Here is a 13,025-nt window from a genome sequence, read left to right on the forward strand (position 1 = left end):
GCTCAACCTGGACACACCTGCTTCGCAAGGAGATCTCGCACATGGCACTACACTCGTGGCTCGCACGGCCTCAACGGCGGTTGGGGCCGCTGGGGCTCATCGTGCTGCTGGTCATCACGTCGCTGGTCACGCCGCTTTCGCTGGACATGTACACGCCGGCCGTCCCGCACATGACCGAGCATTTCAACACGTCGGAGAGCATGGTGAACCTCACGCTGGTGGGCTACTTCCTGTTCTTCGCCGTCGGGCTGCTGGCGTTCGGGCCCGCAAGCGACCGCTACGGACGCAAACCCATGCTGCTGGCGGGCATTCTCACGTATGCGCTGGCCAGCGCTTTATGCGCGCTGTCAGTGGACATCGTCATGCTCATCGCCACGCGCATCCTGCAAGCCTTGGGCGCCGGGGCGGTGAGCGCGGTGTCCACGGCGGTGGTGAAGGACGCCGTCGTTCCCGAACGGCGCGAGGCTCTGCTGTCCGTCGTGCAGGTGATGTTCGTGGTAGGGCCCGTGCTGGCGCCGGTGGCGGGCGCGCTCATCCTGCAGGTCGCCGACTGGCGCATGACGTTCTGGGTGCTGGCGGGCATCGGCCTTCTATGCGCCGGGCTGGCGCTGCTGTTCGACGAGACGCTTCCCTCCGGCGAACGCTACGAGGGCACCGTGCTGGGAAGCGTGAAGCAGCTGGGCGCGGTGGCGCGCAACAAGGGGTTCTCGGCGTTCCTGGGCATCGTCGGGCTGTACAACCTGCCGTTCATGGCGTACATCGCCGTCGGTTCGTACGTGTACATCACGTTCTTCGGGCTGACCGAGCTGGAGTACAGCATGTACTTCGCGTTCGCCGCGCTGCTGACGGCTGCGGGGCCGTTCATCTGGCTTGCGGCCTCGCGGTTCATGTCCGCGCGGCGGTTCACCAGCATCCTGCTGGGCATCGCGCTGGCGTCCGGCGCGGCCATGCTGGCCGTGGGCCAAGCGAGCCCGCAGCTGTTCTGCATCACGTTCCTTGCCTTCGCGCTGACGGAGGCTGCCGTTCGGCCGTACAGCACCAACGTCCTGCTGTCGCAGCAGGAAGGCGATACCGGAGCTGCGTCGTCGCTGATCAACTTCGCGCACACCGCCATCGGCTGCGTCGGCATGCTTGCCGCCGTACTGCCGTGGCCGAACTACGTGGTGGGCGTGGGCGCCATCATCGTCGGTTCGATGGGCGTCGCCATCGCCGGCTGGGAGGCTCTGCTGCGCTCGAACGTGCCGCTCAGGGGCATCAAGGATGCAGGGAGCGAACCCGCCGCTGCCTCCGACAACGACCTTGCCCCACAAGAGCGATAGGCGGCTGCGGCTTCCGCATATCAGAAATCCACTACCTGATCACTCAGGAAATCCCTCATACCAGGCAGCTCGAAAGCCACCTTGCCCCTGCCGCGCGGCCCGATGACGCCGCGCTCGATGAGCCGCCTTCTATACTGAGCCGCGTAATTGCCACTTACCCCCATTCGCTCCGCAATGTCGGAAAGCCGACTCGACCCATCGTCATCGAGCATCGCCGCAAGAAAGCGAACATCACCATCCGACAGCTCGTTGAACGTCGCATCCAGCACGCGCGTCCGCATATCGTGCCAAGCCGCCTGCACACCGTGCTCAACCTCCTCGTTCCCTACCACGTCCTTCAAACCGGCTTCCTGCCACGAGCGATAACCGACAAGCTGCATCATGAAAGGAAACCCACCAATCGTCCGAACGGCCTGATCGAGCGCGCGCTCCTCGATGCGTTTCCCCGAGTCTTCTATAGTGCGCTTCATGGCGAGCGCAATTTCGTAATCCTCTATGCGGCCGAGATGATGTTGACATGCGCGTCTGAAAAAAGAAACCGATCTATCCTGAAGTAACGAAGACACCTCGCCGGGCAATCCCGCCAGCAGCAGAGCGACTTTTCGCCCCTCCCGAATAAAATGCTGATGCACGGAAACAAGCTGAATCAATTCATCAAGATCTGCTCGCACTTCGTCGACCGTGATAAGAAGACCGACATCGGAAGCGTTCAGCCCTTCGAGAATCGCGCTCATGCGCATGCGCCAATTCGGCTGCTCGACCGCATCCCTCTCCCATTCTATATCGAGAATTTGGGGAACCCCAACGCTTTTGATCTTCGCATGCGAGGAAACGGACACTATGCTGGAAGCAACGGCTTTCGCCTGCTGGGCAATGTCCTCAAGCATACCCGGAAGTGCAGAAACATTGACCGAAAGCCACCCGAAACCCTGCGCCTCATGCGCAAGCAGCGACATCAATGCGGTTTTGCCGGATCCCCTCGCACCGATAAGTATGGTCGACAGGTTCGGATCACCTACGCCGTTTTCGAAGGCGCGCATTATTTCGTCGATGACGAGATCACGACCGGCCATGTACAGAGGAATCTGGCCGAAGCTCGGAGTGAAGGGGTTCCGTATGCGAGCAGACATCTCGTTTTCCTTTCACTCCTTTTGCATCCTTTACTATTCTTTCATTTTCTTTCACTTTCTTTCACTTTGCAAGAGCAATATTTGACATTGCTGGCAGAAAAGGCGAAGCGCGCCGACAGGCATGTTCGCCCGAAAAACACGGAATCATGCCCGAAAGCGTGTTTTTCGGGCGAACATGCAAGCGGCCCCGGCATAGCCGGGGCCGCTGGAAGCGTTTCGCTTACACGTAGAACAGGATGTCGTTGTACGTGGGAACGGGCCAGTGGTCGCGATCGACGAGGACTTCGAGCCCGTCGACGGCGGCGCGCAGCCTGTCCATGACGGGGATGACCTCGTGCGCGTAGGTGTTCGCCTTCTCCTGCTCGCTCTCGATCTCCAGCGTCTCGTGGTGCAGCTTGCCCAGGGCGCGCAGCTGCGTGTCGATCTCCTTGATGCCCAGCAGCAAACGGCGCAGCAGCTCTTCCTGCTGGTCGGTGTCGGCACCGGCGCAAGCCGACCGGATGGCGTTGATGTGGCCGGCCACCTCGGCGGCGTAGCTGTTGATGGCGGGCAGGTAGGCGCGGCGCACCATGCGCTTCATCGTGCGCGCCTCGATGTTCAGCAGCTTGTTGTACTTCTCCAGCTTCACCTCGTAGCGGCTGCGCACTTCGGTTTCCGTGAGCACGCCGAACTCCTCGAACAGCGCGATGCTCTTCGGTTCGACGAAGCACGGCAGGGCGTCGGCCGTCGTAGGATGGTTCGCCAGGCCGCGGCGCTCCGCCTCCCGCGTCCATTCTTCCGAATAGCCGTTGCCGTTGAAGATGATGCGCTGGTGCGCCGTCAGCACGTCGCGGATGTAATCGATGGCGGCGGCTTCGAATTCCTCGCCGGCCTTGCCCTCCATCGCGTCGGCGAAGTCCTTGAGGCTCTTCGCCATGGCCGTGTTCAGGATCATGTTGCAATCCGACAGGTTCACGCCCGAGCCGGGCATGCGGAACTCGAACTTGTTGCCGGTGAACGCGAACGGCGAGGTGCGGTTGCGGTCGGTGTTGTCCTTGAGGAAGTTCGGCAGCACGGCCACGCCCAGATCCATGGCGACCTTCTCGGCGTTCGTGTACTCGTGGTCGTCGATAAGCGCGTCCACGATGGCGTCCAGCTCATCGCCCAGGAAGATGGAGATGATGGCCGGCGGCGCCTCGTCGGCGCCGAGGCGATGATCGTTGCCCGCGGACGCCACCGACATGCGCAGCAGCTCCTGGTAGTCATCTACCGCCTGGATGACGCCCGCGAGGAACACGAGGAAGCGCAGATTGTCCATGGGGCTCTCGCCGGGGTCGAACAGGTTCTTCTTGCCGGCAGACAGCGACCAGTTGTTGTGCTTGCCCGAGCCGTTGATGCCCTCGAACGGCTTTTCATGTTGCAGGCACACGAGGCCGTGATGGCTGGCCAGCAGGCGCATCTTCTCCATGGTGAGAAGGTTCTCGTCCACGCCGCGATTCACGTTCGTGAAGATGGGAGCCAGCTCGTGCTGCGCCGGAGCCACCTCGTTGTGCTTCGTGCGAGCCGGCACGCCGAGCGCCCACAGCTCGTTGTCCAGTTCCTTCATGAACTCGTTGACGGTGGGGCGGATGGCGCCGAAGTAATGCTCGTCGAGCTCCTGGCCCTTGCAGGGGGCGTAACCGAACAGGGTGCGGCCCGTCATGATGAGATCCTGGCGCTTGGCATAGGCCTTCTCGGACACGAGGAAGTATTCCTGCTCGGCGCCCAGCGTGGGCACGATGCGCTGACGCGGCTCGCCGAACAGGGCCAGCACGCGGTTGGCCTGCTCCTCCACCGCGCTCATCGAGCGCAAAAGCGGCGTCTTCTTGTCGAGAGCCTCGCCGGTGTAGGAGCAGAATGCCGTCGGGATGCACAGCACCTCGTCTTTGATGAAGGCGTAGGAGGTGGGATCCCAGGCGGTGTAGCCGCGGGCCTCGAAGGTGGCGCGGAGCCCCCCGGACGGGAAGCTGGAGGCATCGGGCTCGCCCTGGATCAGCTCTTTTCCGGAGAAGCTCATGATGGCGCGGCCGTCGCTGCACGGGTCGAGGAAACTGTCGTGCTTCTCCGACGTGATGCCGGTCAGGGGCTGGAACCAATGCGTGAAGTGGGTGGCGCCCTTCTCGATGGCCCATTCCTTCATGGCGTGGGCCACGACGTTCGCTACCTCGATCTCGAGGGGCTTGCCCTCTTTCATGGTTTTGATCAGGCTCTTGTACGTGGCAGACGGCAGACGCTCCTGCATCGTATGCTCGTTGAATACCATCGAGCCGTAGATTTCCGAAACCTTCGCCATGAGAATGAGCTCCTTACTCGTTGCGTTCAAGGCGGTGCGCGGCCTCCCGCGACGCGCGCGGATGAACCACCCGCATACGATAGCACGGCCGCAGGTCAAACCGCATGATCAATACGCCGTAATCAAACTAACGGCGAAATGTTTCAAGAAGTTTTCGGGAATGGCAGGCTTTCTTTGCTACCACTCCACTTCTTCGTAGTCCAAGCCCTGCTCGCGCAGACGGGCGAACAGCTCTTCGGGAGTGATGGCTTCGACTGGCGACGCTCCATAGCGATCCTTCAAACGCGCTTCCCGCAGCTCTTCGTCGGACATCGTCAAGGGGCGCTTCGTGTGCACCTGATCGAACGCCTCGATGCGACGGCGCAACTCGTCCCTATCGGGCTTCTCGCTCTTCTCGAAAGGAAGGCCGTCGTGTTTCACGGTGTATTCGAACAGGCGCCTGACGGCCGAGGACGGCGTGTAGCCTTCACGCCGCATGATCGCGGCAGCGCGCTCCTTCATATCGCCGTTCAACCGCACGGTCATAACCGACTCCATCGCGCCTCCCTTCGACGTATTACATGTACTACAGTATTGAGGGAAACGTCGTAGATCGCAAGAACTCTCCCTACCCGAACGCGTCCAGTTGGTCGAGGAGTTCTTGGCGGGAGTTCACATCGAGCTTGCGGTAGATGTGGGTAGTGTGGGTCTTCACCGTACCGGTGGTCACGAACAGGGCGTCGGCGATGTAGGGAAGCGTCCGGCCGCGCGCCAAATAGCCCAGCACCTCGGTCTCGCGATTCGTCAGGCCGTAGCTCTGCGCGAAACGAGTCGCGCGCTCGAGCACGACGGACTCCGGATCGGCGGCCACAGGCTCGCCCGGGTCGCCCGAGGGCTCGACGAGCGCCGGCGAGTCGGCCGAGGGGCGCACGCCTGCCGATTCTGCTTCGCCCGCACGCCGCACCAGCATGAAGAACAACGCCAGCAGCCCCAGGCCGCACATCACGTCCAGCACGAAATCGCCGGAACCGAACAGGGCGTACACCTGCTTGCCCACTACGTTGCCGGCAAACACCACTCCCGAAACGAGCCCCTGCCCCACGCTGAACGACAGCAGCGGCGACAGTCCCAGCTCCTGCGTGCTCTGGGTGATGACGAGGAACACGAGCACCTGGAGGAAGAACGCGCTGCCCTGCACGAGCGCTCCGCCCACGGGCACGGCCGCCGTCCCAAACACCATGATGGCGACAAGCCCCACCGCCGTGAACGTGACAGTGATGCGGTACACACCGTCAACCGAAATCGACGCGCGGCGCGCGGTCAGGGGCACGAGCATCATGGTCGCGATGCTCGCACACACCACGATGCCGCCGAAGAACAGGCTGTCCACACCCGCATACGAGCGCCCCATCAGCACCGACGCCATGAGGTTGCCGATGAACGTGGCCGCGATCAGCACGCTGACGGCACGCCACGGAAGCACGCGCGCCTCCCACGAGCCGGCCATCAACTCGCCGGGCGTCGCGGCTTCCCCGGCCGCCGCACGCGAGGGGAACACCTCCGACGACAGCTCATGGCGCATGACCGCATCGCTGCGCCACAAGGCCCAAGACGCCAGGGGCAGCGCGCAGACGAGCGCGATGCTCGTCGGACCGGGAATCTGCGCCACCACGAGGTACAGCAGATACGCCACCAGGAACGACAGCACCACGAGCGAGCGCATGCGCTGAGAGCCCAGCGAGTAGCGGGCGCCCCACGCCACGCCCAGCAGCATGACGGCACCGCCGTCAATCACCCCGCAAGCCACGATCACGGCCAGCGCATCCGCGCGCACCGCCCACGTCAGCACAAGCGTAGTCAGCGCAACCAGCAGCGCCGCGACGAAGAACGCCCCACGCTTCACGATGAAGCGCCGCCAGCGCGACACAAGCACCACGACGCCGGCGCATACCAGCACCGAGGCCTGCGACGCGAAGAACCCGTACTCCAAGCCGATGCTCGCATCGAGACCGCCGCGCTCGGGAAACAGCGCCGGGCTGAGAAAGCAGAGAAACCCCCACGCCCACAGCAGCGCCGAGCCTAAAACCACCCTCATGTTGTTTGCGCGCATCATGCGCCCCCTCCCCAGCCTCGCGCATGCCCATCAGATCGCTTACGGGTATCCTACCGCATGCATGCTCGTCAGGACGCGACAACAATTGATGCTCACCTGGGAAAATGCAAAAATCTACCGTTTCGTCAGATGCGGCTCGACCCGTCGTTTGCCATGCTGTGATGCAAGGAAGCCACGCCGAGGGGCACGAGGCCGAACACGTCGACCGCCGTTGCGGCTTCAATCGATCAAGGGAGGAACCATGAACCAGCCTGACAAGAGCACGCTCAGCCGCCGTTCGTTTTTGACGGGAGCGGCCGCCACGGCCGGCCTCGCCGCCTTCGCGGGACTCTCCGGCTGCGCGCCGCAAAGCACGACGGGCGATGCCGCGAACGCGGCAACCGCATCCGGCGCCTCGGCGTCCGGCAGCGCCTCGGCAGGCGCCATGCAGACCACCGACCCCGCCCAGGCCGTGTGGCCCGTGGTGGAAGAGGTGGAGGTGGGCGCCGCCGGCGAGGGCAAGATCGCCTTCGTGGCCGAGCCCATCGCAGCAAGCGATATCGTGGCCACGCACGACGTGGACGTGGTGGTGTGCGGCCTCGGCCCCGCCGGCGACGCGGCGGCGCTGGCCTGCGCCGAACAGGGCCTCAAGACGGTGGCCGTGGAGAAGCAGACCACCGGCAACTACAATTCCGCCACCATCGGCGGCACGAACTCCAAACTGCACGAGCATTGGGGCATGACCTACGACACCGATGCCTGGATCAGCGACGCCATGATCGACTGCGCTTTCCAGGGCGACATGGAGCTGTACCGCCACTGGCTGGAGAAGAACGGCGAAGCCGTGGACTGGTACATCAGCCACTTCGACAACCAGAACCTCGACGACTACCCGCTGACGTTCGCCGCGGGCGACTTTCCCGACTTCCGCGACGAATGGGACAAGACCTCTCTGTCGCGCTCGTGGAACACGTCGCTCAACCTGCCCTACCCTCCGGGCGAGCTGGCGGGCATCCTCGCCGGCATCCTCGAGCAGTCCGGCGTGGAAATCCGCTACAGCTGCCCCGCCTGCCAGCTGGTCACCGACGACTCGGGCAAGGTGACGGGCGTCATCGTGCAGAGCGACCAGGGATTTGAGCAGTACAACTGCGCGAAGGGCGTGGTGCTGGCAACCGGCGGCTACGAGTTCAACCAGCAGATGCTCAAGGAGCGCTGCCGTCCGCGCGGCGTGCCGGGCAGCTGGCTGACGGGCGCGTTCGGCAACACCGGCGACGGCCATCAGATGGGCCTGGCGGTGGGCGCCGCCGAAGACGAGTTCCCGCACGCCATCATGCTGGACCCCGAGCAGCTCATGCCGTATCTGCGCGTGAACAAGCTGGGCGAGCGCTTCACGCCCGAGTACGAGCCGTACGGGCATTTGGCGCTGGCCATCCAGGCGCAACCGGGCACGTACGACTTCTACGTGGTGGACAGCGCCATCGGCGAGAAGATCGACAAGATCTGGACGCCCAGCTCCTCGTGCTACGGCCCGAAGGAAGTGTGGACCGCGGCCGCCATGAGCGAGAAGGCTCTCAAGGCCGACACGCTGGAGGAACTGGCGAAGCTCATGGAGGTGCCCGAGGCCCAGTTCGTCGCCACCATCGAGCGCTGGAACGAGATGGCCGCCGCCGGCAAGGACGAGGACTTCAACTTCCCTGGCGAGATGATGATGACCATCGACACGCCGCCCTACTACGCTACGAAGGAGTTCGCCGACGGTCTGTGCACGGCAGGCGGCTTGCTGGTGGACACCGAGTGCCGCGTGCTCGACAAGGATCGCCAGCCCATCGACGGCCTGTTCGCCATCGGCCTCACGTCGGGCGGCATGTTCTTCAACACGTATCCGCACAACCTGAACTGCCTGAGCCACACCCGAAACTGTCTTATGGGCTACACCGTCGGCCAGGTGCTGGGCGACAAGGCGTAACCGCACGTTTCATCGCGCGTCCCCTCCCCGCGAAGGCTCCGCCACCAACAGCGGAGTCTTCGTCGTTTTCTCTCCGCGCTCGCTGAGCGTGCGGACGCAAAACCGGGCCTGTGACGATCTTCGACGCAGTTTGGAGCGCCTCGAGCCGACCGCGGGGAAAAGACCTCCCTATAAGGCCAGGTCACGAATTCCACCACTCGCAAAAAGCCAAGTTCTCCAAAACAAACTTTGTCATAGCTTGCCATTCGGGGACAACTCGGAGCGAGGGAGCGGTCGAAACGGGAGCGAGGCGAGACAAACCCCTCGCTTCGCTTCAAAAACCGACAGCCCGCCTCCGAGGAAGCGGGCTGTCGGTCCGTCTCGCATTATCAGCCTATAGGCAGTACCCTCCGCGCGCCGACCCGGCCACGACGGGATGGGTCTCGACGAGGTAGGTGTCAACCGAGCCGATGAACTCGGATCCATGAGCCGTCAATCGTTGGAATTCCTTGGAATCATAGAAGCACTCGAAGGCATCCATGTCCTCGAAATAGAACTCGGCCATGCCATCGCAGGGAAGCTTCTCGCTGGAAACACTCGCCCCGTCTACGAATCGGTCGATCACGAGGTTTTGATTGTAGCCCGCATGGCCGGGAACAGCCTCCACCAGCTTCGCGTGAGCATAACACCACTCTCGACGGAATTCGGCCACGCTCACCCCCTCCGCCCGATTCAAGAACGACACGCGATGAACCAGGTTCTTTCCCCGCAGATACGGAGGAACTTCGCGCACCACGTTGCGGGAAAACACCAGGATGTCGCACAAGCGCTTCTGCAAAAGGATCTCGGCGTCGTCGAGAAGGGCGTTACCGGTTTCGGCATCCAACGACTGAACCCCTTCGAGCATTTCGCTGTACGTATCGAAATGAAGCTCCGAATACCCGTCGATATCGATGGCGCCTCCCATAATCGGGTGACGATGCTCGTTGTCAATGACGAGATTCTGGTTGTAAACGCGCAGGTTCTTCATTCCCGCAGCAATCGGCCCGTGGATATGCAGCCAATGATGCGAGAACGATTCCTGGGTGAACTTGTCGTTCCTCTTAAGCAATCCGCACCGAACAATCACGTGCTCGCTCCCTTCGTTGGACAGGGTCTTCATCAAGCCAACCCTCACATCATGAAAACCTGGTAGGCGTTCGCGCAGTCTTCGTAGCGCTTTTTGATGTTCGCCTCGCCCCGCAGATACGTCAGCGACATCTTGGCGAAGTACCATCGTCCGTCGATCTTCACGTACTCGTTATCATAATGGGCACGGCCCACGAACTCGCCTCCGCGCTGCGCGTCGTACAGATCGTCTTGGAGCGACCAATGCGAACGCGCCGTTTCTTCGCCCGTCAGCTCGATCCAATGATGGTGTCCTTGATGGCTCGACGTAACGCCGTCTGCGAACTTGGCTCGCATCGTGGCGAGCATCCCCTCTCGTCCTTCGTAGAGCCCTCCTGTCGTGTTGTTGACGAACACGAAATCTTCCACAAGGCATGCCCTCAGGCCATCCCAGTCTTTGGCATCGAGGGTATCCCAATACTCGGCCTGCAACCGCTCGATCGCCCTCATGTCCTCCAAGTCCCCGATGCGCTTCTCAAGCTCCTCAACAGTTGCCATAACTCCCTCTTCCTAGGTCAAGCTGAAACCGCCTTCGTTGTAGATGGTTTCGCCCGTAATGAACGAAGCGTCTTCCGAAGCCAGGAACAGCGCGACGTCGACCGTCTCGCGAACTTCGCCGTAGCGTCCGAAGGGCATCTTCGCCAAGAACGCAGCGCTCCGCTCAGGATCGTTGATCGTCCCGGCGGCTATGCGCGTTTTCGACGTGCCGGGAGCTATCGCGTTCACATGAATGCCGTACTTCGCCAGCTCGAGCGCCATCACCTGCGTAAGCATTTTGACGGCGGCTTTCGAGGGGCAATAGGGGGTGATGCCGCCGATGGTCTTGCGGGAGCTGTTCGAGCTCGTGTTCACGATGTAGCCTTTCACGCCAAGCTCGACCATCGTGCGCGCAACAGCCTGGCCGACGTAGAATTCGCCGTTCAGATTCGTGGCCATCACATCGAGCCATCCCTCCTTGCTGCACTCCAGAAACGGCTCCCGATGGCAGATGCCGGCATTGTTCATCAAAACGTCGATACGCCCGTATCGATCGATGACCTTCTGCACGCTTTCCTGCACCTGATCGTAGTCGCGCACATCGCAGTGCACGCAGAAAACGTGATCGTTGCCCCCGAACACCTCTTCCATCGTATCGTCCTCGATGTCGAAGATGGCAACCTGGGCACCCTCCTTCACGAGTTGCTCGACCATGCCGCGCCCAAGACCGTTGGCACCGCCGGTTACCAGGGCTATCTTGTCAACAAACCGCTCTCTTTCCATTGTCGTCCTCCTAATCTAACGCACAGCTAGAGGCTCTGCCCACCATCCTCGAAGATGATCTCCCCCAACATGAAGGAAGACTCTTCCGAAGCGAGGAACAGCGCCGCATCCACGGCCTCCTTCACTTCGCCGTAGCGGTGCATGGGAATATCGTTCAAGAACTGCTCGTTCATGTGCGGGTTCAAACGCGTCGGCTCGCTCATGCGGGTTTTCGTCGTACCGGGTCCAAACGCGTTGACGCGTATATCGTATTCGGCAAGCTCTTTTGCGAACTGCTTGGTGAACACGGCGATGGCCGCCTTGGATGCGGGATACGCGCCAAGGTACTTCGGTATGAAACGGAAGGTGTTCGAAGACGTGTTCACGATAACGCCCTTCGTCTTCTTCGCCACCATGGCCTGGGCAACGGCCTGCGCCACGTAGAACGACCCGTTCACGTTGGTGGCGATCACACGATCCCAAGCATCTTTAGGACAGGTGAGCATACCGTACTTCTGCCCGTCCTTGATGCTGATGCCCGCGTTGTTCATGAGGATGTCGATGCGGCCGAAGCGTTCGACGGCCTCGTCGACCATGCGGTGCACGGCATCGTAATCGGTGATATCGCACGGTATGGTATGAACGCGATCCTCGTCGCCGAACGCATCCTCTAACGTATCGTGCTCGATGTCGACGGCAACCAGCTTCTCGGCGCCTTCCGCAAGGAAACACTTGACCATGCAACGCCCGATACCGTTCGCCGCACCCGTGACCAGCACGATCTTGTTATCGAACCGAGCCATGACACACCCCTTCTCCTTAATGAGTTACCGCGAGCGCGCCGATCGGCGTGCGCCAACCCTCCCCCTTTGGCGCACGCCTTCATCGACGCAGAACGCGCCGTTACTTTGCGTCGGCCGTCGCCAGATGAAGATACGTCGTGGCACCGCCATCGGCGGCAATGAACTCGCCGTTGATAAAGCTGGAATCGTCCGAAGCAAGGAACATGACCACTGAGGCAATCTCCTCGGGCAGCGCGTAACGCTTCATCGACGAGGCGTCCACCAGACCCTTGCGGTTCTGGCCGCGCGGCAAGGTCATCCCCGAAAGCACAAGGCCGGGGTTCACGGCGTTCACGCGTATGCCGTAGGTCCCGAGGTCGGTGGCGGCGGCGCGCGTCATGCCCATGACTGCGGCCTTGGCCATGGCATAGCCGATGAAGCTCCCGGGTCCGAAATGCGTGCCTTGGTAGGAGCACGTGTTGACGATGGTGCCGCCGCCCGCTTCGATGATGGCGGGTGCGCAATAGTGCATGCCGTTGTACACGCCCCAGCAATCCACGTCCATGATGCGGTTCAGGGACTCGCGGGTCTCGGTGAGGACGGTGCCGTTCTGGCACATCCCGGCATTGTTGACGAGCACGTCCAGTCGACCGCTCTCGTCCACGACCTTCTTCACCAGCTCCTGCCAGGAGCCTTCGTCGGCAACGTCCATCGGAAACGCCACGGCTTCTCCGCCGTCGGCAATGATGGCAGCCTCGACCCGCTTCAATCCCTCTTCTTCGATGTCGGCCATGTACACCTTGGCACCTTGCTGGGCGATCATCTTGGCTTCCATCTCGCCCTGGCCGCCCGCGGCGCCGGTCACGATGACCACCTGACCTTCGAATTTACCCGTGCCTTCCGCTACGCGCGGCCAACGTTTGGCCTGCGCTTCGGCGTAGATCTTCTCCTCGAAAGCCTTTTGATCAGGACCCGAGACAACGGCATCATCGAAAAACTCTGCTCGCTTTGACTTCATAGCAACGCTCCCCTTCCAAAAAGGACTGCATCACGCCGAGTTC

At 62.0% G+C, this 13,025-nt stretch carries 11 protein-coding genes; 2 read left to right on the plus strand and 9 right to left on the minus strand.

The window, feature by feature from the left end; translation table 11 throughout:
- The first annotated feature begins 41 nt into the window (after positions 1 to 41).
- Positions 42 to 1,319: an MFS transporter gene (locus GT590_RS04580; RefSeq protein WP_035584229.1), complete on the plus strand. Its 1,278-nt coding sequence runs from the start codon at positions 42 to 44 to the stop codon at positions 1,317 to 1,319.
- Between the two features lie 20 nt (positions 1,320 to 1,339).
- Here GT590_RS04580 and GT590_RS04585 read toward each other — a convergent pair whose 3' ends face one another.
- The 4 genes from GT590_RS04585 to GT590_RS04600 form a co-directional block, all read right to left on the minus strand.
- Positions 1,340 to 2,449, minus strand: coding sequence for an ATP-binding protein (locus GT590_RS04585; RefSeq protein WP_035584232.1), 1,110 nt, complete (start codon positions 2,447 to 2,449; stop codon positions 1,340 to 1,342).
- Between the two features lie 220 nt (positions 2,450 to 2,669).
- Positions 2,670 to 4,760: a glutamine synthetase III gene (locus tag GT590_RS04590; RefSeq protein WP_009305965.1), complete on the minus strand. Its 2,091-nt coding sequence runs from the start codon at positions 4,758 to 4,760 to the stop codon at positions 2,670 to 2,672.
- Between the two features lie 177 nt (positions 4,761 to 4,937).
- Positions 4,938 to 5,297 (minus strand): type II toxin-antitoxin system RelB/DinJ family antitoxin, encoded by a 360-nt coding sequence (locus GT590_RS04595; protein ID WP_021410089.1) that lies wholly within the window; start codon positions 5,295 to 5,297, stop codon positions 4,938 to 4,940.
- Positions 5,298 to 5,367: 70 nt separating this feature from the next.
- Positions 5,368 to 6,852 (minus strand): LuxR C-terminal-related transcriptional regulator, encoded by a 1,485-nt coding sequence (locus GT590_RS04600; protein ID WP_114513456.1) that lies wholly within the window; start codon positions 6,850 to 6,852, stop codon positions 5,368 to 5,370.
- A gap of 241 nt (positions 6,853 to 7,093) precedes the next feature.
- On the opposite strand from GT590_RS04600, the gene GT590_RS04605 reads away from it, so the two are divergent.
- Positions 7,094 to 8,797, plus strand: coding sequence for an FAD-binding protein (locus GT590_RS04605; protein ID WP_114513457.1), 1,704 nt, complete (start codon positions 7,094 to 7,096; stop codon positions 8,795 to 8,797).
- Between the two features lie 373 nt (positions 8,798 to 9,170).
- Here GT590_RS04605 and GT590_RS04610 read toward each other — a convergent pair whose 3' ends face one another.
- The 5 genes from GT590_RS04610 to GT590_RS04630 all read right to left on the minus strand — a co-directional run bounded on the left by GT590_RS04610 (position 9,171) and on the right by GT590_RS04630 (position 12,982).
- Positions 9,171 to 10,052, minus strand: a complete 882-nt coding sequence (locus GT590_RS04610) for an EthD domain-containing protein (protein WP_226844259.1) — start codon at positions 10,050 to 10,052, stop codon at positions 9,171 to 9,173.
- Complete coding sequence (locus GT590_RS04615) at positions 9,950 to 10,441, minus strand: nuclear transport factor 2 family protein (protein WP_015759936.1); 492 nt, start codon at positions 10,439 to 10,441, stop codon at positions 9,950 to 9,952. Before GT590_RS04615 ends, GT590_RS04610 begins: the two co-directional genes overlap by 103 nt.
- Positions 10,442 to 10,453: 12 nt before the next feature.
- Positions 10,454 to 11,203 carry an SDR family NAD(P)-dependent oxidoreductase gene (locus GT590_RS04620; RefSeq protein WP_009305958.1) on the minus strand — a complete coding sequence of 250 codons (750 nt, stop codon included), beginning with the start codon at positions 11,201 to 11,203 and terminating at the stop codon, positions 10,454 to 10,456.
- Between the two features lie 26 nt (positions 11,204 to 11,229).
- A complete protein-coding gene (locus GT590_RS04625; RefSeq protein WP_009305957.1) occupies positions 11,230 to 11,985 on the minus strand; it encodes an SDR family NAD(P)-dependent oxidoreductase in 756 nt (251 codons plus the stop codon).
- Between the two features lie 100 nt (positions 11,986 to 12,085).
- Complete coding sequence (locus GT590_RS04630) at positions 12,086 to 12,982, minus strand: SDR family NAD(P)-dependent oxidoreductase (protein WP_009305956.1); 897 nt, start codon at positions 12,980 to 12,982, stop codon at positions 12,086 to 12,088.
- Positions 12,983 to 13,025 lie beyond the last annotated feature (43 nt).

The organism is Eggerthella sp. BIOML-A1 (genome assembly GCF_009875595.1).
GTDB lineage: Bacteria > Actinomycetota > Coriobacteriia > Coriobacteriales > Eggerthellaceae > Eggerthella > Eggerthella lenta.